Source organism: Aquitalea sp. FG25, assembly GCF_057809375.1.
In genome coordinates this window covers 1-23,833 of the sequence record NZ_JBMDJV010000041.1, presented here as the reverse complement: position 1 = coordinate 23,833, position 23,833 = coordinate 1, and the positions used below count along the sequence as shown (strand labels likewise).

General features: G+C 51.5%; 23 protein-coding genes and 2 tRNA genes. 13 read left to right on the top strand and 12 right to left on the bottom strand.

Annotated features, from left to right (window positions below):
* Positions 1 to 146 precede the first annotated feature (146 nt).
* From ACODR9_RS23245 to ACODR9_RS23230, 4 genes are all read left to right on the top strand, one after another.
* Positions 147 to 1,154, top strand: a complete 1,008-nt coding sequence (locus ACODR9_RS23245; protein ID WP_488812856.1) for a recombination-associated protein RdgC — start codon at positions 147 to 149, stop codon at positions 1,152 to 1,154.
* Positions 1,155 to 1,604: 450 nt separating this feature from the next.
* Positions 1,605 to 3,779, top strand: a complete 2,175-nt coding sequence (katG, locus tag ACODR9_RS23240; RefSeq protein WP_488812854.1) for a catalase/peroxidase HPI — start codon at positions 1,605 to 1,607, stop codon at positions 3,777 to 3,779.
* 257 nt (positions 3,780 to 4,036) lie between these two features.
* Positions 4,037 to 4,204 carry a hypothetical protein gene (locus ACODR9_RS23235; protein WP_488812852.1) on the top strand — a complete coding sequence of 56 codons (168 nt, stop codon included), beginning with the start codon at positions 4,037 to 4,039 and terminating at the stop codon, positions 4,202 to 4,204.
* Between the two features lie 129 nt (positions 4,205 to 4,333).
* Complete coding sequence (locus tag ACODR9_RS23230; protein WP_488812850.1) at positions 4,334 to 5,113, top strand: DODA-type extradiol aromatic ring-opening family dioxygenase; 780 nt, start codon at positions 4,334 to 4,336, stop codon at positions 5,111 to 5,113.
* 57 nt (positions 5,114 to 5,170) lie between these two features.
* Here ACODR9_RS23230 and ACODR9_RS23225 read toward each other — a convergent pair whose 3' ends face one another.
* The 3 genes from ACODR9_RS23225 to ACODR9_RS23215 form a co-directional block, all read right to left on the bottom strand.
* Positions 5,171 to 6,109 (bottom strand): dihydroorotate oxidase, encoded by a 939-nt coding sequence (locus tag ACODR9_RS23225; RefSeq protein ID WP_488812848.1) that lies wholly within the window; start codon positions 6,107 to 6,109, stop codon positions 5,171 to 5,173.
* Positions 6,110 to 6,236: 127 nt separating this feature from the next.
* The gene (gene feoB, locus ACODR9_RS23220) at positions 6,237 to 8,006 is read right to left on the bottom strand and encodes a ferrous iron transport protein B (protein ID WP_488812846.1); all 1,770 of its coding nucleotides are present in this window, start codon (positions 8,004 to 8,006) and stop codon (positions 6,237 to 6,239) included.
* The gene (locus ACODR9_RS23215; RefSeq protein WP_488812844.1) at positions 8,003 to 8,233 is read right to left on the bottom strand and encodes a FeoA family protein; all 231 of its coding nucleotides are present in this window, start codon (positions 8,231 to 8,233) and stop codon (positions 8,003 to 8,005) included. The genes feoB and ACODR9_RS23215 overlap by 4 nt, the downstream gene beginning before the upstream one ends.
* 220 nt (positions 8,234 to 8,453) lie before the next feature.
* Between ACODR9_RS23215 and dcd the strand changes: the two genes are divergently transcribed.
* Positions 8,454 to 9,023, top strand: coding sequence for a dCTP deaminase (dcd, locus tag ACODR9_RS23210; RefSeq protein ID WP_488812842.1), 570 nt, complete (start codon positions 8,454 to 8,456; stop codon positions 9,021 to 9,023).
* Positions 9,024 to 9,391: 368 nt separating this feature from the next.
* Here dcd and ACODR9_RS23205 read toward each other — a convergent pair whose 3' ends face one another.
* The 4 genes from ACODR9_RS23205 to cysK all read right to left on the bottom strand — a co-directional run bounded on the left by ACODR9_RS23205 (position 9,392) and on the right by cysK (position 11,975).
* Positions 9,392 to 10,036 carry a hypothetical protein gene (locus ACODR9_RS23205; protein WP_488812840.1) on the bottom strand — a complete coding sequence of 215 codons (645 nt, stop codon included), beginning with the start codon at positions 10,034 to 10,036 and terminating at the stop codon, positions 9,392 to 9,394.
* Positions 10,008 to 10,418 carry a YchJ family protein gene (locus ACODR9_RS23200; RefSeq protein WP_488812838.1) on the bottom strand — a complete coding sequence of 137 codons (411 nt, stop codon included), beginning with the start codon at positions 10,416 to 10,418 and terminating at the stop codon, positions 10,008 to 10,010. Before ACODR9_RS23200 ends, ACODR9_RS23205 begins: the two co-directional genes overlap by 29 nt.
* 7 nt (positions 10,419 to 10,425) lie before the next feature.
* A complete protein-coding gene (locus tag ACODR9_RS23195) occupies positions 10,426 to 10,860 on the bottom strand; it encodes a hypothetical protein (RefSeq protein WP_488812836.1) in 435 nt (144 codons plus the stop codon).
* A 182-nt stretch (positions 10,861 to 11,042) separates the two neighbouring features.
* Positions 11,043 to 11,975: a cysteine synthase A gene (gene cysK / locus ACODR9_RS23190; protein ID WP_488812835.1), complete on the bottom strand. Its 933-nt coding sequence runs from the start codon at positions 11,973 to 11,975 to the stop codon at positions 11,043 to 11,045.
* A 138-nt stretch (positions 11,976 to 12,113) separates the two neighbouring features.
* On the opposite strand from cysK, the gene ACODR9_RS23185 reads away from it, so the two are divergent.
* Positions 12,114 to 12,965, top strand: coding sequence for an ion transporter (locus tag ACODR9_RS23185; protein WP_488812833.1), 852 nt, complete (start codon positions 12,114 to 12,116; stop codon positions 12,963 to 12,965).
* Positions 12,966 to 13,099: 134 nt separating this feature from the next.
* Here the strand turns inward: ACODR9_RS23185 and ACODR9_RS23180 are convergent, their stop codons facing one another.
* The 3 genes from ACODR9_RS23180 to ACODR9_RS23170 form a co-directional block, all read right to left on the bottom strand.
* Entirely contained in the window at positions 13,100 to 14,233 is a 1,134-nt protein-coding gene (locus ACODR9_RS23180) for a glycerate kinase (protein WP_488812831.1), read from the bottom strand.
* A gap of 89 nt (positions 14,234 to 14,322) precedes the next feature.
* Positions 14,323 to 14,727: a ProQ/FINO family protein gene (locus ACODR9_RS23175; RefSeq protein WP_488812829.1), complete on the bottom strand. Its 405-nt coding sequence runs from the start codon at positions 14,725 to 14,727 to the stop codon at positions 14,323 to 14,325.
* A gap of 211 nt (positions 14,728 to 14,938) precedes the next feature.
* Positions 14,939 to 15,023, bottom strand: a tRNA-Leu gene (locus ACODR9_RS23170).
* Positions 15,024 to 15,231: 208 nt separating this feature from the next.
* On the opposite strand from ACODR9_RS23170, the gene ACODR9_RS23165 reads away from it, so the two are divergent.
* Complete coding sequence (locus ACODR9_RS23165; protein ID WP_488812827.1) at positions 15,232 to 16,428, top strand: amino acid aminotransferase; 1,197 nt, start codon at positions 15,232 to 15,234, stop codon at positions 16,426 to 16,428.
* 69 nt (positions 16,429 to 16,497) lie between these two features.
* Here the strand turns inward: ACODR9_RS23165 and ACODR9_RS23160 are convergent, their stop codons facing one another.
* Positions 16,498 to 17,505 carry a nucleoid-associated protein gene (locus tag ACODR9_RS23160; RefSeq protein WP_488812825.1) on the bottom strand — a complete coding sequence of 336 codons (1,008 nt, stop codon included), beginning with the start codon at positions 17,503 to 17,505 and terminating at the stop codon, positions 16,498 to 16,500.
* 349 nt (positions 17,506 to 17,854) lie between these two features.
* Between ACODR9_RS23160 and ACODR9_RS23155 the strand changes: the two genes are divergently transcribed.
* The 6 genes from ACODR9_RS23155 (at position 17,855) to ACODR9_RS23130 (ending at position 23,493) form a co-directional block, all read left to right on the top strand.
* The gene (locus tag ACODR9_RS23155; protein ID WP_488812823.1) at positions 17,855 to 18,409 is read left to right on the top strand and encodes a fimbrial protein; all 555 of its coding nucleotides are present in this window, start codon (positions 17,855 to 17,857) and stop codon (positions 18,407 to 18,409) included.
* 88 nt (positions 18,410 to 18,497) lie between these two features.
* Entirely contained in the window at positions 18,498 to 19,052 is a 555-nt protein-coding gene (locus ACODR9_RS23150; protein ID WP_488812821.1) for a fimbrial protein, read from the top strand.
* A gap of 46 nt (positions 19,053 to 19,098) precedes the next feature.
* Positions 19,099 to 19,869, top strand: coding sequence for a fimbrial biogenesis chaperone (locus tag ACODR9_RS23145; protein WP_488812819.1), 771 nt, complete (start codon positions 19,099 to 19,101; stop codon positions 19,867 to 19,869).
* 37 nt (positions 19,870 to 19,906) lie between these two features.
* Positions 19,907 to 20,635, top strand: coding sequence for a FimD/PapC N-terminal domain-containing protein (locus tag ACODR9_RS23140; protein ID WP_488812817.1), 729 nt, complete (start codon positions 19,907 to 19,909; stop codon positions 20,633 to 20,635).
* Complete coding sequence (locus tag ACODR9_RS23135; protein ID WP_488812858.1) at positions 20,569 to 22,386, top strand: fimbria/pilus outer membrane usher protein; 1,818 nt, start codon at positions 20,569 to 20,571, stop codon at positions 22,384 to 22,386. The genes ACODR9_RS23140 and ACODR9_RS23135 overlap by 67 nt, the downstream gene beginning before the upstream one ends.
* A 72-nt stretch (positions 22,387 to 22,458) precedes the next feature.
* Positions 22,459 to 23,493, top strand: coding sequence for a fimbrial protein (locus ACODR9_RS23130; protein ID WP_488812815.1), 1,035 nt, complete (start codon positions 22,459 to 22,461; stop codon positions 23,491 to 23,493).
* 169 nt (positions 23,494 to 23,662) lie between these two features.
* Here ACODR9_RS23130 and ACODR9_RS23125 read toward each other — a convergent pair.
* Positions 23,663 to 23,736: transfer RNA gene (locus tag ACODR9_RS23125), tRNA-Cys, on the bottom strand.
* Positions 23,737 to 23,833: the final 97 nt, after the last annotated feature.

Sequence of the window (23,833 nt, the reverse complement as noted above, 5' to 3'; positions counted from 1 at the left end):
ACCTCCGGCCTCTACGTCCCGAACGTAGCGCTCTACCAGGCTAAGCTACACTCCGCTTCCTTACTTTCTGCATTCTGCTATCAGCTTTTTGGTCCGTTTCCGGGTTACAATCAGCGACATCAGAGGACGCGCATTATGGAACATTTATGTGGTTTAAGCAACTATCTTTTTATCGCCTGAACGGCGAATCCCTGCACGAAACCGGCAAGCTTTCCCATGCCCTGGAAAAAAGCCCCTTCCAGCACTGTGGTGGCCTGGACTGGTTCAGTGAAGGCTGGGTAGCGCCAGCTGCGCATCTGGATAGCCCGGTATTCCATGTACGAGACTGCCAGCTGCTTTCCCTTAAACGCGAGGACAAGGTACTGCCCGCTGGTGTTATCCGTGATTTTGTCGATATCAAGGTTCAGGAAATAGAAGAAAAGGAAGTGCGCAAGGTTGGTCGGAAAGAGAAGCTCGCACTCAAGGAGCAGATCACCGATGACCTGTTGCCACGCGCCTTTGTCCGCACCCACCGCACCACAGCCTATCTGGACTGCCGCCGTGGCTGGATGATGGTGGACTCCGGCACCGCCAGCAAGGCCGAGGCGCTGGTATCCAAGCTACGCGAAGCGCTTCCCCCCTTCCCTGCCGCCCTGCCACGCACCAAACTGGCCCCCCATACCGCCATGACCGACTGGCTGGCCGCCGGCGAAGCCCCTTTTGGTTTTGAGCTGGATGCCGATTGCGAACTGAAGGATGGTAGCGAAAACGGTGCGGTCATCCGCTGCACCCGCATGGACCTGACAGCAGACGAAATTCGCCAGCACATTGCCACCGGCAAGCAGGTAACGCGCATCGGCCTGATCTGGCAAGAGAAAATTCGCTTCATGCTGACTGACACACTGCAACTCAAACGCATCCAGTTTCTGGATGTACTGCAGGAAGAAGCCAGCCAGGCCGGGGATGATCGCGAAAGTCTGTTTGAAGCCACATTCACGCTGATGAGCGAGGAGTTGGGTGAGCTGGTGGATGCGCTGATCGAAGCACTTGGCGGGCTGGAAGATAGCCAAGCCAACCCACCTGTTGCAGGCGTATCTTCATCTGTGGATACCGCTGGCAACAACAACAAGGGCACGCATGCATCTGAGGAAGCCCGGGATGTTCCCTGGGACTGACACGCCATCCGCCGTGCAATACAGCAAGAGCCTACGGGCTCTTTTTTTTCGATAGCACAAACCTAACAATCACTTTACAACAATCAATTTAACAAATCTATTGCGAAAAACCATAATGGCAACAGACCAGAAGTCGCCATGCTGCATTCAAGACGTGTGGATGGTGATATGCCGGTTTCCGTACATTGAGATTTTTCCTATCAATAATAGGGAATTATCCCAGTAAAAAAGAACAGGTCTTCCAGTACAAATAAAGTTAGCAATCCAGTACACAGGGAGAGCGTCATGCATAACCAACAGACGTGGCAGGAAGTGTTGCTCGACATGCTGGCGGCTTTTTCGGCCCTGCAGTAACGGTAACAGGCAGGAACAAGTACCAGCAATACATGGATTAGCTCTGGGGGACCAGAGCCCCAGAACAACTCACAGCATACGAAACAGGAGCAAAAGATGGCGAATTCACATGCAGGTTCTACAGGCAAATGTCCGGTAATGCACGGTGGCATGACACAAACAAGCATGTCCAACACCGACTGGTGGCCTAATGCGCTTAATCTGGACATCCTGCATCAGCACGACAGCAAGACCAATCCAATGGGGGCGGACTTTGACTACCGTGAAGAAGTGAAAAAACTGGATGTTGAGGCTCTTAAGACTGACCTCAAAACCCTGATGACCGACAGCCAGCCCTGGTGGCCTGCTGACTGGGGACATTATGGCGGGTTGATGATTCGCATGGCCTGGCACGCAGCCGGCAGCTATCGTATTGCCGACGGTCGTGGCGGCGCGGGTACCGGCAACCAGCGTTTTGCTCCGCTGAACTCCTGGCCTGACAATGGCAACCTGGACAAGGCGCGACGCCTGTTGTGGCCCATCAAGAAAAAATACGGCAACAAACTTAGCTGGGCAGACCTGATGATTCTGGCTGGCAACATGGCTTACGAATCGATGGGTCTGAAGACCTTTGGCTTTTCTTTTGGCCGCGAGGACATCTGGCATCCGGAAAAAGACATTTACTGGGGTTCGGAAAAACAGTGGCTAGCCCCCAGCGGCAGCGAAGGCAGCCGTTATTCTGGTGTCCGCACACTGGAAAACCCGCTGGCAGCGGTAATGATGGGCCTGATTTACGTCAACCCGGAAGGGGTGGACGGCCAGCCGGACCCGCAAAAAACCGCACACGACATCCGCGAAACCTTTGCCCGCATGGCAATGAATGACGAAGAAACGGTTGCCCTGACCGCTGGTGGCCATACCGTGGGCAAGACCCATGGCAACGGTGACGCAGCCAAACTCGGCCCGGCACCTGAAGGAGCTCCGCTGGAAGAACAAGGCCTGGGCTGGATGAATCACACCAGCCGTGGCATTGGTCGCAATACCGTTACCAGCGGCATCGAAGGCGCCTGGACCACCCACCCCACCCAGTGGGACAACGGCTACTTCGACATGCTGATGGGCCATGAGTGGACGCTGACCAAGAGCCCGGCTGGCGCATGGCAATGGATTCCGATCGACATCAAGGAAGAAGACAAGCCGGTAGACGTGGAAGACCCGAGCATTCGTTGCATGCCGATCATGACCGATGCCGACATGGCCATGAAAGTGGACCCGGTATATCGCGAGATCCTCGAACGCTTCCATCGCGATCCGGCCCACTTCTCCGACGTATTTGCCCGAGCCTGGTTCAAGCTGACCCACCGCGACATCGGACCGAAAACCCGCTACATCGGCCCAGACATCCCGCAGGAAGAGCTGATCTGGCAAGACCCGGTACCGGCAGGTCGTACTGACTACGATGTAGATGCAGTCAAGGCCAAGATCGCGGCCAGTGGTCTGAGCATTGCCGAACTGGTCAGCACCGCCTGGGATAGTGCACGGACCTTCCGTGGTTCGGACAAGCGTGGTGGTGCCAACGGCGCCCGCATCCGCCTGGCACCGCAAAAGGACTGGGTAGGCAACGAACCAGCCCGACTAGCCAAAGTACTGGCCGTGCTTGAGAAAATCGCCGCCGAATTTTCCATCAGCGTGGCTGATGCCATCGTATTGGGTGGTAATGTCGGTATCGAACAAGCGGCCAAGGCTGCAGGACATACATTGGTACTGCCCTTTGCACCGGGTCGCGGCGATGCTACGGCGGAGCAAACCGATGCCGAGTCCTTTGCCGTGCTGGAACCGCTGGCCGATGGCTTCCGTAACTGGCTCAAGCAGGACTTTACTGTTAGTGCCGAAGAGTTGCTGCTGGATCGCGCCCAGCTGATGCGCCTGACTGCCAGTGAAATGACAGCCCTGATCGGTGGCATGCGAGTCGTGGGCAGCAACCATGGTGGTAGCAAGCTGGGTGTGTTTACCGACCGTCCTGGCCAGCTGACTACTGACTTCTTCGTCAACCTCACCGACATGGCATACGCCTGGAAGCCGGCTGGGCGCAATCTGTACGAGATATGCGAACGTAGCACCGGTGCGGTGAAATGGACAGCAAGCCGCGTTGATCTGGTATTCGGTTCCAACTCCATCCTGCGCGCCTATGCCGAGGTCTATGCCCAGGACGATAACCAGCAAAAGTTTATCCAGGACTTTGCTGCCGCCTGGACCAAGGTGATGAACGCCGACCGCTATGATCTAAGCTGATCTCTGCTGGCAGTCATCAGAAGCCGCACAGCCTCATGGCTGTACGGCTTCTTTTTTGCCTAGCCTTCTGCTGAACACCAATAAAGGCAGCAATCAGGTGGCGGCAATGCCAGCCAAGCCAGCCCGGATAGCGGCATGCTAGCAAACAAGGCTCTTTTGATTTATTTTTTCAATTGATAATTTGAAAAGATAAATTTTACTTGCGAATAATTCTCATTAAAATGAAAGAACAATTATCTCCTCGAAAGGAGTCAAGCATGCAAGCCACTCAACCCATCACCCCACCTCGCGTACGCAAATGGCAGCATCTGCGCATTCTGCTCGGTATCTGCATCGCCTGCAGCGGATGGGGATTACTGTTGCAGTCATCGACACAGGGAGGTGCCCCTTCCTCCATGCATGGAATTGCCAGCCATCCGGTCTGATTTGCACTGATGCCATGCCGATCACTACTATTTCTTATTAGTAAACAAAATGATGAAGAAATAGCCGTTTTTTTAACATGGAATTCTGATTAAGCTGTTCACATGGCAATCATTGCAGGCAGAACGAACATGAGCAACCGACAAGCAGCGCTATTCATCTCTCACGGCGCCCCCACACTCCCGATTGAAGACAGCCCGACCCGCCACTTCCTGACCCAGCTGGGCCAAACCATGCCGCGTCCACGTGCCATCATCGTGGTATCTGCACACTGGGAAAGCACCATGCCCATGGTCAACCTGGCGGCAAAGCCAGAAACCATGTACGACTTTGGCGGTTTCCCCTCCATTCTGTACACGCTGCGCTACCCCGCCAGCACTGATCTCAAACTGGCTGCTGATGTCGTAGACAAACTGCGTGAGTCGGGCTTGCGCGTAGGAACCACCGATCAGCGTAGCCTGGACCATGGCATGTGGACACCGCTGATGTTGATGTACCCTGCAGCAGATATCCCACTCGTCATGGTGTCACTACCACATGGGGCCAGTGCAGATACCTTTTTCCAGATGGGACGCGCGCTCAGGGCACTGCGAGACGATAATGTGCTAATCATCGGTTCGGGCAGCTACACACATAATCTGTGGCAACTCAGCCCGGATGGCAGTGCACCGCCGCCATGGGCAGCCGACTTTGCCAACTGGATGGACTTAGCCCTACAGGAAAACCGTCAGCAGGATATCCTGCGCTGGAAGCAACTAGCCCCGCTGGCGCGCGAAAATCACCCGACAGACGAACATTTCAACCCGCTGCTGGTGGTGATGGGGGCCGCATCCGATGCTGCAACCCCGGTGAAACTGCACGACGACTGGCGCATGGGCTCGCTATCCATGGCTTGCTGGCGTTTTGACTGATTCCGTCTGTGCGTAACAAGGGCCCCAGAGGGGCCCTTGTTATTGGTGGCTACACATTTACAGCGTTTTCAACTTGCCACGAAAATCATCCAGGCAGGTATAGCCCTTGCGCTGCATCAGATCGTCCAACTCACCCAGAATGCGCGCAAATGCGCCCTCTCCTTCTTCATACAGACAGCTACCAATCTGCACAGCAGTTGCACCGGCAAGAATGTGCATGAAAGCTTCACGCCCACTATTGATGCCACCGCAACCCACCACATGCTTGCCAATCAACAAGCGGGAAAACTCGCGCACATTCGCCAATGCCGTCGGCAGTACATAACTGCCACCCAGCCCGCCCAGACCATCCTTGGGCTTGATGACCACGCTTTCTGTCTCCGCATCGATAACCAGGCCATTGCCGATGGAGTTGATGCAGGTGACAAAGCGCACACCGGTAAACGCATTCAGCAACTCTGCCATCTGGGCAAAATGAACTGGGTCAAAATACGGGGGCAGCTTGACACCAAATGCTTTCGGGTAAATACGGCTGATCTCAGCCAGAGTGATCGCACAGGCATCCGTGTCGTAGCCCAACTGCGGCTTGCCCGGCAGATTAGGACAGGACAGGTTTACCTCTGGGATGCAGGACAAGTTACTAGCAGCCAAGTCAGCCAACATGCTCAGATTGTCTTCCAGCGTCATCCCGGAAATGGACAGGAACAAGGGCTTGCCCTGGTTGTAAGGATAGCGGCTGGCATAGTCGCGATAGTAGGCGTAGCCCGCATTGGGCAGGCCCATGGAGTTGATACTGCCCAGGGCCGTGGCATAGTAGCGCGGCTCTGGATTGCCCTCTCTTGCTTGCAAGGTGCAGCTTTTGCTGATGACAGCGCCAGCAGCAGAGTGGCGCACCTGCTCCAGTTCGGCAACAGTGCGGCACATCACGCCGGAAGCGTTATACAGAGGATTGGCCATGGTCAGACCAAGCCAGGATACAGACAGGTCTACCCGCATGTTTTCTTCCCCGACAGTCAAAATCGACAGTGTGCCGCGCAGCATTGGCCGGGGTTCTGCGCCATATCAAGCACCACAGACAAACGACCACAATGCAACTGCAGTCTCTGCCGGATTTCAGCCGGTTTCAGCGCAACAAATGCAGGCCCTGATAGAAGATAAAGGCAATAATCCAGGCCAGTAATACCGACCAGCCCACCGAAAGCGCGGTAAAGGCGCGGCTTTTCGACTCACGGCGAATGGCCGCAACGGTAGACAGACAGGGTACATACACCAGCGTGAAAATCAGGAAACTCATGGCCGAAGCCCAGTCCAGATGATGCAGCAAGGCTGTACCCAACCCGGCTTCCGGGACACCGTAAATCACTGCCAGACCACCCAGCAGGATTTCCTTGGCCACAAAGCCGACCAGCAGGGCCACTGCCAGCTCGTGCTTGATACCGATAGGGTCGAGTACCGGTGCCATCAGGCTACCCAGCATATCGGCCAGTGTCTTGTTATCTCCGGCCGGAATATGGGACACCAGCCAGACAAGTACCACCCCCATGAGAATGAAGCTGGATGCCAGCTCCAGAAAAGCACGCACCTCACCAACGGCACGGATCAGCATATGGCGCACTCCGGGCAGGCGATAGGGTGGAACCTCTAGCAGGAAGGCTTCATTGCCCTGATACCGGTGCTTGAACACCCATGCGGTAAAGATAGCCACGGCAAAACTCAGCAGATACAGCAGCAGTAATACCCAGGGTGCTTGCTGAGGCCGAAACAGGATGCCGGCAAAAAACACGACAACCTGCAGACGAGCCGAACACAGCGAGAACGGAATGATCAGCATGGTGAGCAGCCTTTGCTTGCGCTCACGCATCACCCGCGTTCCAAGAATGGCCGGCACATTGCAGCCAAAGCCCATCAGTTGCATGACAAAACCACGGCCATCCAGCCCCAGTCGCGCCATGAAGGCATCTGTCAGATAAGCAGCCCGAGCCAGATAGCCACTATCCTCAACCATGGCCATCAGGATGAAGAATACAAACAAAATGGGGGCAAACGTCACCACGGTGGAAACGCCTTGCCAGATACCATCCAGCAGCAGGCTTTGCACGATGGCCGGCAGCGCACTGGTCCACGGCCCAAGTGCCGCCGCCTTAAACCAGTCCAGGCCAGCACCCACCACATCCTGTAATGGCGTGCCAATCTGGTATGTCAGATTAAACAGCAGGGCCATGAAGGCAAAAAACAGCGGCAAACCCAGCCAGGGATGCATCAGCCAGGCATCCACTTTCTCGGTCATGCCCCGTGGCAGTACTGGCGGCAAGGACCACGCCCCCAACAAGCGGGTACGCGCCATTTCAATGGCCTCACGCGTTTCCGGTACCTGGTCCAGCGCAGCATGCCCAGGTGTCTTGGTGGCGGCAGCTTGGCGATTCAGCACATCCATCAATTGCGGCCACCCTTCCATACGCTTGGCCGACACCAATACCACGGGAATGCCCAACCGCTGCTGAAGGGCTTCTACATCCAGTTGCACGCCCAGCAAACGCGCTTCGTCCGCCATATTCAGAACCAGCACGGCGGGCAAGCCACTGGCCAGCACCTGCAGTGCCAATGGAAGCTGACGGTCCAGTTGGGCCGCATTAAGCACCAGCACCACCGCATCAAAGGCCGTGCTCATCAGCACATCCCTCACCACGGCCTCATCATCGGTATAACCGGTCAAGTCATTCACACCGGGCAAGTCCACCAACTCCACCATATTGCCGCCCAACAACAAGCGGGCACTGGTGAGATCTACCGTCAGGCCGGGCCAGTTTCCTACACGCTGTGACATGCCGGTCAGGCGGTTAAAGACAGTGGATTTACCGGTATTGGGCAAGCCGATCAGGGCAAATCGCTTCATCCGGCCACCCGCACTTGAATAAATTTTGCCAAGCTGCGACGCAGCATAAAGCGGGTGCTGCCTACTTCCAACACCAGTGGGCCTCCAAACGGCGCACGACGGGACAGATTGAATTTGCTGCCCGGGATCAGGCCAAATGCCGCCACCCGGCGGAAGGCCTCATCGGACAGATCAAGACTAGCCACCACTCCTTTGCACCCCGCAGGGAGCTTGTCCAGAGACATCATGCTCGACACCAATAACGCGAATAATTAGCATTATTGTACGCAATACTCCCTACTAACGGTAAGGTCTACCTGCGCAACATCCAAAGAAGTCTTGAGCAATATCAATCCGGCGTGGTCCTCCTCCGCAAGCGCAGCGTGAATCCCGCAGCAACGGTGGCCCTGCTGCTGCATACCGTTTAGAATCTGGCTCATCTCAAATTTTCCTGACGGACCCCCGACCATGAGCATCAAATCCGACAAGTGGATCCGCCGTATGGCGCAAGATCACAACATGATCGAGCCGTTTGAACATAACCAGATCAAAAACATCAATGGCGAGAAGGTGATCTCCTTCGGCACCTCCAGCTATGGTTACGATATCCGCTGTGCCGACGAATTCAAGGTGTTCACCAACATCAACAGCACCATTGTCGACCCCAAGAATTTTGACCCGGACTCTTTTGTCGAAGTCTCCGGCAAGGGCTACTGCATCATTCCGCCCAACAGCTTTGCGCTGGCCCGCACGGTGGAATACTTCCGTATCCCGCGCTCTGTCCTCACCGTCTGCTTGGGCAAATCTACCTATGCACGCTGCGGCATCATCGTCAACGTGACGCCTTTTGAGCCCGAATGGGAAGGCTATGTCACGTTGGAATTCTCCAATACCACACCGCTGCCGGCCAAAATCTATGCCAACGAAGGGGTCGCGCAGGTATTGTTCTTCGAATCAGACGAAGTATGTGATGTGTCCTATGCCGACCGCGCCGGCAAATACATGGGCCAGATCGGCGTTACCCTGCCGCGACCCTGATTTGAGCCATTGCCGTGCATGGCAGGCATTTACGACAAGGACAGCCACCGCTGTCCTTTTTAATTCATATGGCATTTAAATCCGGCTCGCAAATTTGCGTGACTGTTCTAGGATGAACTGTAGGTTAAAGACATTTTTATCTGTCAATCTACCAATCGAACAGTTTCTCTTGGGGCGTCGCGGTTCCCCCTTGCCGTAACGTCCCTTTTTTTACCTACAAAAAATGACATATAACTATATTTTTAAAATAAACATTCAAAATAATTATCACACTAACTAATGGCCAAGCTGGCACCCAACCGACAAAAAAACAGGGCCAGCCATGCTGACCCTGTCGCTCCCTCTTCCCCGGCTGCCCCGTTGTTATCCTAAATGGCCTCACTCGCCTGCTGGCATGGATCATCCATCAAACGCCTGGCGCTTGCTGCAAGCAGATCCAGATCATCATCCAGATGCTCTTGCATATCCATGAGCGCAGCACGCAACACTACAGCGGCCAGTTCAGCCTGATCTCCGCTGAAGACATGTGCCAAAACACGTAACTCACGACAGGCATGCAAATCCAGTGGAATCTCCAGTGTCCGTACCACCTCGACCCGCGTTACCTCATCGGTTGACATACCTTTGCTGCGGCAGCTTTCCAGCTCGCCTAGCAAGCCTTTCAGAGCCAGTCCCATCGCCATCTCCTTTCGTGTCACTTTAACGCTAGACCCGACCTGCACAGAACCAAAGGCATCTCCGCCAAGCAATTGACTTGAAACAATAAAATACCATTCAACAATGTTGGACGGCGCATATCCAGTTGCGGGAGAGGAGTGTAAAAATGGCTGCCCTATCACCATAGGACAGCCACCGGGAAATACCATCGCTTCCGACACACCCACTGCAAAGATAAAAACCCCATGCCGTTGCATGGGGTTTTCAGTGTCCTTGACGGCGACACACTTCATTGCTGCCGAGGTGCCAACCGTATCAAATCTTGTATCAGCCTTCTTCGGCATCACCATCGACATAGAACCAGTGCCCCTCTTCCTTACGGAATCGGCTGATTTCGTGCAAACGTTGGGCGCGGCCATTTACCTTGTAACGCGCAACAAACTCCACCACGCCGGCATCGTCGTGCTCACCACCAGCCTGGGTACTCAACACATCCAGCGACAGCCATTTTACAAATCGTTCTTCCCGCGACAGGTCAAGTTCGGCCGGGCGAGTCGATTGGTGCCAGCTTGCCAGCAGGTATTCACCATTATTCATGGTGTAGGCTGCATATCGGGAACGCATCAGGCTTTCTGCCGTCGGAGCAAGCGCACCACCATCAATATAGCGACCACAGCATTGCTGAAAGGGGGCGGACAAGCCACAGGGGCAGCCGCTGGATTGTTTTTTCTTGCTCATTGTGTCATCAGCCCAGAGCGGGCAATCCATAGAGTTTCAACAGAAAATTGGTAAAAACCGGTTGTGGTGGCTTGGGCTGCATCTTGGGCCAGCGCCGTAACCACTCCCGCAAACGCATTTCCATCCTGGCCTGGGACTCTTCCTGACTGAGCCGACCTGCATCGCGCTCGACAGCCAAGTAGCGATACATGGCAAAGTTATTGTCATCGACCAGATTGGCACCGATCAGCCGCAAGCGATAGGTATTGAGCTGATCTGCAGCAGCAACCCGATTAAGCTCACCCGTCTTGACCTTGCCAGCCAATCGATTAGCCTCCTTCAGCAACTGCTCTACCTTGCTTTCCGATACAGAAGGCGTAACAGGCGGGTGTGCCGGACGCATGCCGCTTTGTGGTGCCGGTGCTTGTTGCAACAGACTGCAGCCACTTAGCAAGACTGGCATCACAATCAGCAAACGAAGGGCTTGGGGGATGGAAATCATGGCGGTAGTGTAGCGGATATGGGGCGATATTGGACAAAAAGCCCGGTCAAACAGTTCGGACAAGTTAATGCGCGGGCACAAGAAAACCGACCGGCATGGTTTGCACGGTCGGTTTCAATGGCATATCAGGGCTGGCTGTCGAATCAGGCCAGATGCTCAAACAGAGGCGTGGACAGATAGCGCTCACCAAAAGATGGAATCACGACCACAATCAGCTTGCCTGCATTTTCTGGACGCTTTGCCAGCTCAATGGCCGACCATACCGCCGCACCAGAAGAAATACCCACCAGCACACCCTCTTGGGTTGCTACCGCACGTGCCGTATTAAATGCATCATCATTCTTTACCCGGATAACCTCGTCGTATACCGCAGTGTTGAGGATAGAAGGGATGAAGCCGGCACCAATCCCCTGGATCGGATGCGGCCCTTTGGGCCCGCCAGACAGCACCGGGGAGGAGTCAGGCTCTACCGCTACAATCTGTACGCCAGGCTTGCGCGCCTTTAATACCTCGCCCACACCAGTCACGGTGCCACCAGTACCCACACCAGCCACGAAGATATCAACCTGGCCATCGGTATCACGCCAGATTTCTTCTGCCGTGGTATTACGATGCACTTCTGGATTGGCCGGATTCTCAAACTGCTGCGGCATAAACCAGCTATCCGGGTTTTCATCCACCAGTTGACGCGCCTTGGCAATGGCACCACCCATACCATCCGGGCCTGGTGTAAGGATGAGTTCGGCCCCATAGGCCTTGAGCAATTGCCTGCGCTCGCGACTCATGGTTTCAGGCATGGTAATCACCAGCTTGTAGCCACGGGCAGCACACACCATGGCCAAGCCAATACCGGTATTGCCCGATGTGGGTTCTACAATCGTGGTGTGCGGCCCGATCTTGCCAGCTTTCTCGGCAGCATCGATCATTGCGACAGCGATGCGATCCTTCACACTGTGCGCTGGGTTGAAAAACTCCAGCTTGGCCACCACGGTGGCAACGCAACCATCGGTAACACGGTTCAGTTTGACCAGAGGGGTATTGCCGATCAGGTCAGTTACGGTATTGGCGATACGCATCGTCTTATTCTCCCGAGCAACATAAATGCAAGATTTAATAACACATATAATATATGAGCACCGGAAAAACGCTAATAGTGTTTGCTTCTATCCAATAAACCAACGGGTACGCCACCTATCATGCCAACCCAGGAAACATTGACACCCCTGAGCGGCTGGCGCCGCAAGCTCTACATCGTCATTTTCGAAGCAGACACCCGTTCCGGCCGCCTATTTGACCTTGCCCTGATCGCAACCATCCTGCTGTCTCTGATGACGGTGGCACTGGAAAGCGTTGCCAGCATTCGTCAAAGTTGGGGAGTACAACTCAAGATACTCGACTGGCTGTTCACCATTCTGTTCACGGCCGAGTACTTATTGCGGCTGATCTGCATTCACAAGCCGCTACGTTATGCGCGCAGCTTTTTCGGCATGGTGGATTTGCTCTCCATCCTGCCACTCTACCTGGGCTTATTCATCCCCGAGAGCAGGTTTCTTGCTGATATTCGTGTTTTGCGGCTATTACGGATGTTCCGCATCCTCAAGCTCACTCGCTACATGGGTGAAGCACGTGAACTGAAACGCGCCATGCTGGCCAGTCGCCGCAAGATTCTGGTGTTTCTGGTAACAGTCCTCGTACTGGTCATTATCCTGGGGACGCTGATGTACGTGATAGAGGGTGAAGCCAACGGCTTCACCAGCATTCCCATCGGCATCTACTGGGCAATTGTCACCCTGACTACCGTAGGCTTTGGTGACATTACGCCCAAAACACCACTGGGCCAGGCACTGGCCAGCATGGTCATGATTACCGGTTACGGCATCATTGCCGTACCTACCGGCATCGTGACGGCAGAAATAGCCCGCCATACCACAACAACACTAGCCGAAGACCAATCCGCTACCCGCCTTTGTCCGCATTGCTTCACCGAAGGGCATGACCGTGATGCACGGTTCTGCAAACATTGCGGCGGCACCTTACCACGTCCATCAACAAACGATATCAGCTAACCGAACTCGAGAGGGAAGCCAGGATCTGACAGGTATTACCCACGCCAACACTGCCACACAAACTGCGCCCGGTGCCATTTACATGGCATATTCATACAAATTTGGTAATATCTATCTGCACTTTCAGATAGATATCAGCGTCTTTGCGACCGCACAGCCAATATGGTTCGTGCCAGTTGCTCCGCCAACTGAGCGATACGGTCCGGCGCTTCGCGCATGGCCTCACCCAGCGTCATCGGCCTGTTGCACAGCGAATAGCAGCCATCAAATGCACTGGTCAGTGCTCCAGCATGATCCGCAATAATGGCGCCAGATAGCAGGCTTACCGGTACGGCAGCCTGCCGGGCCAGGCCCGCAACACAAGCGGGAGCCTTACCGGACAAGGTCTGGCTGTCACTGCGGCCTTCGCCTGTGAGAACCCAGTCCGCACTAGCGATTTCATCAGCCAGCCCAATATGTCGTGCCACTGCCTGAGCCCCAGAGACCATGCGCCCACCCAGCACTTGCATGGCATACCCCAGCCCGCCAGCCGCACCGGATCCAGGCAAATTCCGTAAAGGTTGCATTAATCCAGCATCAAGCAAACCAGCAAAGTCTGCAATCCAGCCATCCACCTCCTGAATATCCCTTGCAGATATCCCTTTCTGCGGGCCAAAAACCGCCGTTGCACCTTGTGGGCCAATCAACGGGTTCTCGACATCAGACCAGACCTCCAGGCTTACTCCATCCATACAACTGACCAGCCCCTCTGCATTCAGTGCATGCACAGACGCCAGATCCTGCAAGCAACCGTGCAACGCCACGCCGTCCGCATTCATTAATCGCAGCCCCATGGCAGCAAGGCAACCGGCACCAGCATCATTGGTGCTGGATCCTCCCAGCGCAACAGCAATGCGGCGATGCCCGGCACGCACCAAAGCCAGTAATAATTGGCCCACGCCCCGGCTGCTGCGATCTTTAACATCAGAGTTACCGGCATCCGGCAAGCCGATGATGCGAGCAACCTCAAGCACCGCCGTACCGTCCGGTAACAAAAGACACCCAACGTCAATGCTCTGCCCCATGGCATTGCAAACCGGATAACACAGCCACACTCCCCCAACTGCCGCATGCAATGCATCCAGCGTGCCTTCTCCTCCATCGGCCATGGGGCGCAAGATACACACCGCCTGATGGTCAACCCTGGCAATACCTTCCTGCATGGCTTGCGCCACGCCGACAGCTTCCAGCGAGCCTTTGTAGGAGTCCGGTGCAATCACCCAGCGCATAACTCATCCCCCCATGAAAACAGCCAACATAAATGCAAAACCCCTCGTTGCCAAGGCAAGGAGGGGTTAGGAAACCGGGCTGCAAGGACTTATTCTGCAGCGGCCTGTTCGTTCGGTACAGCTTCCACGGCGGCTGCTTCTGCTGCAGGTTTTGGCGCAGACATCAGTTGGGCCGCTTTTTTCTCTTCAGCACTCACTTCGCCACTAGGTTTGCCAGCAAGATCAAAACGCTTGCCGCCACGGGCCAGCGATTTCACATAACGAGGCTTGCGGCAATGATTAGCGACCACACGCGAAATCAGGGTTGCATCAAATTGCGGCAGTGCGGCAATCAGGCTCTCGTGAATGCCCAGAGCCAGCGGACGAAATTGACGGAACACTTCGAACTTGCTGTATACATGTTCCGCAATCATCTCAGTCTGTTTTTTCTTGGACAGACTCTGCACTGCGGACTTGAGAGCAGCACCCAGTGCCGTTTCGGTATTTGGCTTCATGAACTTCTATCTAGATCCAGTGATGCTTTTCAATGACAGGCAAGCCTGCCAGACGGGGTGACGGAGTACAACCCGTCGCTAGCCCAGCATGTCGCCATCTTCACGACGCTGCTGTGTCCTATATGGTAATGCAGCTTGCAAGCGCATGCCAGCAAAAGCCAGCATCGACCAATGGTCAGCCAGCCCAGTGACTTTAACAGGGTAATGGTATTGGTGCGCCCAGCCGGGGTCGAACCGGCACAACCGAAGTCGAGGGATTTTAAGTCCCTTGCGTCTACCAATTTCGCCATGGGCGCACCGAGTGGCGGATTATGCCAGCACTCGGCCGCAGAGTCACCCTCTGCACACGCAATTTCCCCTATCCTACGGCACAAGCCGTGCATAACTTGCTGCTATTGGCTGCTTTGCGCGAAGATGCATGACTTGTGCATCGCTGCCGCCCTGTCTTTTCGACTAGCTGCTGCCTACTACTTATCACGATCGCTACCAAGGAATTGCCGTCTCATGTTCGAACATGTCGAAGCCTATCCCGGCGACCCCATCCTGACCCTGGTGGAAACCTTCCATGCCGACACCCGCAGCCAGAAAGTAAACCTCGGCATCGGCCTGTACTATGACGAAGAAGGCCGCATCCCTCTACTTCACTCCGTGCAGAAAGCGGAAGCAGCACGTGCAGCAGCACCGTCGCCGCGCCCTTACCTGCCGATGGAAGGCGCCGCCAACTACCGCACAGCAGTACAAAAACTGTTGTTTGGTGCAGAACACCCGGCAGTGCAGCAACAACGCATTGCCACCATTCAGACCATAGGCGGCTCTGGTGCGCTGAAAGTCGGGGCGGACTTTATCAAGCGCTATTTCCCGCAAAGTGAAGCCTGGATCAGCAATCCCAGCTGGGACAACCACCGCGCCATCTTTGAGGGTGCGGGTATCCAGGTACATGACTACCCTTATTATGATGCAGACAGCGGCGGCCTCTTGTTTGATGACATGCTGGCCACGCTCAAGCAGTTGCCGGCGCAAAGTGTGGTTCTGCTCCACCCCTGCTGCCACAACCCGACGGGTGTCGATCTGAGCACTGCGCAGTGGGATGCGCTGATTCCAGTTCTGAAAGACGGCAATTTGCTGCCTTTCCTAGACATTGCCTACCAAGGATTTGGCCAGGGGCTGGATGAAGACGCCTACGCCATCCGTGCGCTGAGCGAAGCAGGAATCAGTTTTTTTGTCAGCAATTCCTTTTCCAAGAATCTTTCATTCTATGGTGAGCGCTGCGGTGGCCTATCCATCATCTGCCAAAGCAAGGAAGAAGCCGAACGCGTACTGGGACAAATGAAAGCGACAGTGCGCCGCAACTACTCCAGCCCACCAACCCACGGTGGCCAGATTACGGCCGCCGTGATGAATGACCCCGCCTTGTTTACCGAATGGGAAGCAGAAGTCGCCGAAATGCGTCAACGCATCAAGGCGATGCGCCAAAAGCTACACGACGTGCTGAGTGCCCGCTTGCCTGCGCGCGATTTCCGCTATTTCACCACCCAGCAAGGCATGTTCAGCTATACCGGGCTAAGCCCAGCGCAAGTGGATCGCCTGCGTGATGAGTTCGCAGTCTATCTGGTACGCTCCGGCCGCATGTGTGTGGCGGGCTTGAACAGCCGCAACGTGGACTACGTCGCACAAGCCATGGCCAGTGTGCTGGAAGACTAAAACCTTCCTCGCCTCTCCACGTAAAAAGCCCGTCATCACCGACGGGCTTTTTTATCATGACAACAACACTCAATCGCGCTTGTGCAACTTCAAGGTCAAGCTGAGCTCACCCTCTCCATCATTGACTGATTGGATATTTTTCAGGGTAATACCCGTTGGCAACAGCACGCTGATGCCATGACCAATGCCATATTTGGATAGCGACTTTTCCAGTCGCTTGGCCATGCTTTGCGCAGGCAGGCGAGCATCATCATCCAGTGCAAAACCATAGGTTTCCGCCGCATTATCAAATGCCTGGCTGACTTGATCCTTGCCCACAAACTTTTCGGCAATCGAACTGACCTGACCGGCAGACATTTCTTCCTCAGTTTCGCATACCGCCAGAAACTCATCCTTGAAACGCGCCTGCTCAAGTGGGTCGGCAATCTCCTCCGATAACTGCTCAACCACACTGGCTACCATACGGCTACTGCTATTGGCATCCGGCACCCGCATGGCCTTGAGAAAATCATCCAGCCAGAACTTGGCCTGCTGCCCCCCCCTATCCACCGCATACACCAGTGGCCCGTTCTCCAGAATGAGCGCCCCCTTGTCGATCAGCCTTGGATTGATGCCCGAAGCATGGCGGATATCAAAAACCTCACCGGCCTCCACTACCGACAGGAAGTCATCCCGCACCTCCGACTTGAATACGCCCAGTGCCCGCAGCTCGCGATCCCCATCCGATAAGCCGGAAAACAGAATAACAAACAAATCACCGGCACTGATATTGGGATGCTGCGAACGGGCATACAGATGCTTGGCTATACGCTGAGAGACGGTGAGGAAGTCCAGCTCTCCACGGAAAAACTGCCGTGTGAAGTGATAGATCTCATTCAGGTTCAGGTCAGACTCATGGAAGAACTGATGCTTCTTCTTGTCAGACACCACGCCACGCAGATACCCGCTAAGGATCAACGACGAAACATCATCATCCACCTCACTCGCACGCTCAGACAGCTGCAGCCCCTCACCACGGGCCTGATTGCCCACACGATGCACTACCAAGCGTTCAACACGCGATTCGCCAATCAACATGATTTGCCCTGCTACTTCAATAAAAGTGAATTATTACCCCGCGCCACTACTGTGACAACAAATTGCCAAATGAATCCACGCACACGGTGCGGATACTGAATGACGATCAGATAGTTCAGCCGCAAAACCGAAAACGAAAAATGTCATTTAGATAACTAGTTGTTAGGAATTGTTGTTAATAAAACAAATATTCATATCGATTTGATAGGTAATTTGCAACCCAAAAATGTTGGGAATTTTCTTAGACAATTCAAAGACTAGTCTTAATTACAGTCATTGTTGAGTTAGCGATAGTTACGGCCAGACAAGAACAATCTTGTTGACCAACAAACACTCACTAGGACTCATCATGAAAAAACTTCTGACTATCGCCACTGCCCTCGCCTTGGGAAGCATCGCAACTCAGGCCTTCGCCTCCGACGGCACAATCAATTTCACCGGTACCATTTCAAACGTTACCTGCACGCTGGCAGCCGCAGGTGGTGGCACAACTGGCACCGTCACTCTGCCTACCGTTACCCAATCTGCATTGAAAGCCGCTGGCGATACGGCAGGGGCCACGCAATTCAGCATCAAACTGTCAGACTGCACAGGCACTACTGCCCCGACACAGGCCGCTGCATGGTTTGAAACCGGTCCAGAAGTGAATGCTGCTGGCCGTTTGGTAACCACCATTGCTGACACTGCAACTGACACGCTGAGTATCGCCATTTATAACACGACCAGCGCAACTCCCATCGTCATCGGCCAAGGCGATGGCAGCATAGGCAGCAGCGGTTCCAAGTTCCCGATAACCGGCGGCAATGCAACGCTCAACTATCAAGCCAGATATTATGCTGAAAAAACAGGCATCCCTGCAGGAGCGGTGAAGGCTAAAGTTAACTACACCATTCAATACCAGTAAATTTTACAACTTACCGTAACAATTTAATTAAGACTTGCATGGCAATCAAAACACTTGTTGATTGACTTTGCCGAGTTAAGGAAGAACGATGAAAAAATATATCGCTCTCGCCAGCACAATTGCGATGGCTGTAATTGCGTCCAATGCCTATGCATCAGATGGTTCGCTTAATTTCAAAGGCGCGATATCAAATGTAACCTGCACCATTGTTGCAGCAGGTGGTACCAATATTGGAACCGTAACGCTTCCAACTGTGACACAGTCTGCATTAAAAGAAGCTGGTGATACCGCCGGTACCACACAATTCAATATTCAACTGTCGAATTGCTCTAGCACCCCTGCTCCAACAAAAGCGGCTGCATGGTTTGAAACAGGGCCAGAAGTAAATGCGGCAGGCCGGCTGGTGACAACTGTAGAAGGTACTTCAACACCTACTTTAAGCATTGCACTATACAACATGGGTAATCCCGCACCAATTGTTATTGGTCAGGGTGATGGAAGCATAGGAAGCAATGGAGCGAGCTTTGACATTTCCGCGACAGGAACTACTCTGAAATACCAGGCGAAGTACTACGCAGAAGCAGTCGGAGTGCCTCCTGGCAAGGTTGTAGCCAAAGTCAACTACACCATTCAATACCAATAACTCTAGATTTACCACATACAGTTTAAAAACATGAAAGGAGATGCTGATGTTATCTCCTTTTTTATTCCGGGGAAAATCCATGCTAACAAATAATATAAAGAAAATTCTTATCATCAGCGGGCTGGTTGCATTCAATACAACCTATGCTGACGTATACATTAATGCCACTCGAGTCATTTACCCTTCGGAAAAACGTGAAATCACATTTACCGTAGGCAATGGAGCGACTACTAAATCACTTATTCAAACATGGGTTGATGAAGGGAATCCTAAAGATACACCAGACAACTCCAAAGCACCATTCATTCTTACACCACCACTTGCAGTCATCGGTGCACAAAAAACGCAAAACATAAGAATGAGCTTCACTGGGGAACAGGTGCTACCAAGCGATAAAGAATCACTATTCTGGATTAATGTTCTTGAGGCACCAAAAAATACACAAGATCCGAACGAATTAAGAATATCACTTCGAACCAGAATAAAACTTTTTTATAGACCTGCCAATTTAGACATAAAACCAGAAAAAGCACCAGAAAAAATCACCTGGCAAATTGAACACAACAATGGTAAGTGGCTACTTTCAGCACAAAATAATAGCCCTTACTTTATTACGCTTAGTCAAGTAAAAGTAAAGTCAGCACAATTTACTGGAATTACAAAATTAACGCCACAAAACTCAATGATTCCACCACAACAAAAAATACAATTACCATTAGCACCAGACAACACCCCAACAGAATCTGGAATTAAGTTCAGCACAATTAATGATTACGGTGGCACAAGTGATTATAGCTTTACATTAAATCCGCATTAAAATATTTTAAAATCAACTATAGCAAGCATATATCGTTATGACAACCATCACTTACTTCAAACGAAATAAAATCAGCCTACTGGTTTTGTGTGCCATGAGTATGGCTTACGACAACGCCATAGCTGGAGAGGAAAGCAAGGTTGCTCTATTTGATAAAAGTATGTTATGGGGGAATTTGAAAGAGCTTGACATCTCAAAATACGAAGAAGGCAATGTCATACCGGATGGCACGTATAGTATTGATATTATTTTCAATGATACCCTCAAAGGGCGATATGAGCTTGAGGTAAAGAAATCTACCGACAGCAATCACTCAATGCCCTGCATCTCTCGCAGCTTGCTCATTTCATTTGGCATTAAAGAGGAAAGCCTGCCTTCTACAGAGGAAGATAGCAAATGCATCGACATTGCAAAATACATACCAAACGCATTCTATGAATTTGATACAAACGATTTATCACTGAGAATTAGTGTTCCGCAAATTAATGTAAAATATTATCCCAGAGATTACTCGCCACCAGAAAAATGGGAAGCGGGTATTCCTGCATTTCTTCTTGATTACAATGGCAACACTTATTATTCCAAAAATAACAATAGCAGCATGGAAAATGCCTACCTATCCACCAAATTTGGCGTTAATTTAGGCGGATGGCAATTCAGAAATACTACATCAATTAGTTGGGATAATAGTAATGGCAGATCGGTTGTACCAATAGAAAGCTATGTCAAAAAGATATTGATTCTTTACAGGCACAACTCGTTCTAGGTGATAGTTTCACCGATGGTGACTTGTTTGACTCAGTTTCATTACGTGGTCTTCGTTTGGTCAGTGATGACCGTATGAAGCCGGTATCGCAAACTGGCTATGCACCCGTTGTACGCGGCATAGCCAATAGTAATGCGGTTGTTACAATCAAACAAAATGGCTATGTCATCTCTGAGACGACAGTAGCACCAGGGGCTTTCGAAATTAGTGATATCCCCCCCGGCTCATACAACGGTGACCTAGATGTGACTGTGACTGAAGCCGATGGGAGAAAAAGTACATTTACTGTGCCATTTTCTGCAGTTCCGCGCTCTATGCGAGAAGGTTCAGACCGCTTCAACTTCAATGTTGGTAAGGTACGTAATTTATTGAACACAAGTCCCATGCTTGGGCAATTCACTTATCAGCGAGGCTTGAGTAATTTATTAACGGGAAACACCGGACTTACTCTTTCCGAAGGATATACTGCCTTTCAGGCCGGAACAGTATTCAATACTCGCTTTGGAGCAGTCGGTTTAGATGCCACTCATTCCAATACAAAAATTAACGATACACCTTTCAAGGGACAGTCATATCGTTTCAGCTTTAACAAACTCTTCCTGAATACGGGAACTAACGTTACTCTCGCAGCCTATCGATATTCCACAAATGGCTATTTCAGCGTGCGAGACGGCCTTAATGCGCGGGACTTAGCAGTCAAAAGCTCAGGAGACCCAGCTACCGCATTTTCCCGGCTGCGTAGCCGTGCCGAAGTAAATATTAACCAAACTTTCAATCAGAGCAGTTCAGTATATTTAAATGCATCCGTACAAAACTACTGGAACTCTGACATTCGAAATGTACAGTATCAGGCAGGGTTTAGAAAAAGTCTGCGTTGGGGCTCAATAGGAGTGAGTCTGAATCAGACTCGTGATAACAATAACAACAAAGTTGCCACTGTTATGTTTAACTTGTCCATTAATATGGATGGAGGTAAATCATTCAACTCAACTCTGCAGCATGATTCTGAAGGGAACAACAATCAGCAAATCAGTCTTTCCGGGAATGGTGGTGATGATAAAAGATGGAGCTATAGTATAAATGCAAATAGAAGTGCTAACAGCACAACTGAAGATAACACGATTGGTGGAAACGTAACTTACTCAGGCAGCAAAGCTTCTATAAATGCAACTTCTAGTGTTAATAAAAACAGTAAACAAGCCTCGCTTGGCGTGACTGGATCTGTAATTGCTACTACACATGGCATTTTCTTTGGCCAGAGCATGGGGGAAAGTGCTGCTATTGTTGAGGCTAAAGATGCTGAGGGAGCAGAAGTCATGCCTGCAGTTGGTGTGAAGATTGATAGTGGTGGTTATGCATTATTACCCGCATTGTCACCATACAAATTAAATGATGTACAATTACAAACCGGCACAATGAGTGAGGGCGTTGAGCTACAAGGTAGTAGTAATCAAGCCGTACCACGTAGTGGTGCAGTAGTTTATGTTAATTTCAAAACATCTAAAGGCTTGCCAATTCTGTTTAAAGTAAAGCAGCCAAATGGCGAAGTATTGCCATTTGGCACGGACGTTCTGGATGAAAATGGCAATACTGTTGGCAATGTTGGTCAAAATGGAAAATTATTGGCGCGCGTAAAAAAGGCGAAAGGCATACTACATATCACCTTAGCGGACAAGAGAAGGTGCCAGTTTAATTATAGCATTTCAGAAAACTCAAAGCAGCATACTTTGCAAGAGAATATCTGCAATTGACTTGAATAAATAACTATAAAAAATAGAATATTATGCATATTAATTTCAATTATTTCTCAAAGGAAAAATTAAATGAATATTCTATTTTATACCAAACAATACAAAATATTAGCAGTGCTTTTTTATATTTGCATTACAATAATATCCGGAATAAGCCATGCCGGCTGCAAGGGAACGCTATCATCCAACAGCATCACGCTCCCCAATATAACATTTAAGCGTGATATGCCGATTTACTCTCAAATTGGTGGCGATATTGCTTCAACCACATCAACCTTAATTACATGTGATTATTCCACAGAAGGCGCTGGAAGCATGGGATTAAAAATTAACTCTGGAAATTTGGTTGGAACGATAAATGGGCGTAGTGTCTATAGTAGCAATATTAATGGAATTGGCTTTGCTGCTGGCATGCAAATTACCTCACCGACTTACTGCCCATCTACAATATTCTGGGTTGATGGAAGCAATACTCAGGATGGCAATGTACGCAACAAGATGCTTTGCTCACTTATGTCCATGAATGGCATTACTTTTACAGGAAAATTTTATATTGCAATCTATAAAATAGCCGCATCTGGAAGTAGTGGTACGGTCAATCTTGATCAAGCTGTGAAAAGTGTTGTCTACAATTTTGGCTGGCAAACAGAAGGATCCCTTCAGGCGAATTCATTTACCTCCAACGCAATAACATGCACAACGAGTAATGTACCATCCATCAGCTTAATGCCAATCACCCGATCAGCACTCCCTCAAGTTAATAGTACTGCGGGGGCAACTTCTTTTTCAATTAACATTAATTGTCCAACACAAACAAATGTTGCAATTACTTTTACAGATAATAACAACAAAACACAGACAGGCTATACTTTGACGCCTGATGTGAGTTCGACTGCAAAAGGCGTTGCCATACAATTACAGTATCTTAATTCCGTCATTGGCTTTGGCCCTGATTCTGTCGTCCGGGGCAATACTAACCAGATTATATTGAATAATAATCTTACTGGCGCGCAGAACTTTCCATTTAAGGTCTATTATATCCGTAACGGGACAGTGACACCTGGCACTTTATCCAGCAGCGCGACATTCACAATGTCTTACCTATGAAAATGTCCGGCCTTGGAACAGCATGTGCCCATGCTCATGAGGGCGATCGACATCATTCTGTTCAGTGAATGAATGGATAGTCGCAAGGCAATGTAGAGTGAAGTCTGAGTGAGAAATGTAAAAACGCCCAACATATGTTGGGCGTTTTTACTTGCTTAATAAGCAAATTTGGAGGCGCGGGCCGGAGTCGAACCGACCTACACGGATTTGCAATCCGGTGCATAACCGCTTTGCTACCGCGCCGTAGCTTGTATTCAAACAGTACGTGGTCTGTTTGAAAGAATATGGAGCGGGAAACGAGGCTCGAACTCGCGACCTCAACCTTGGCAAGGTTGCGCTC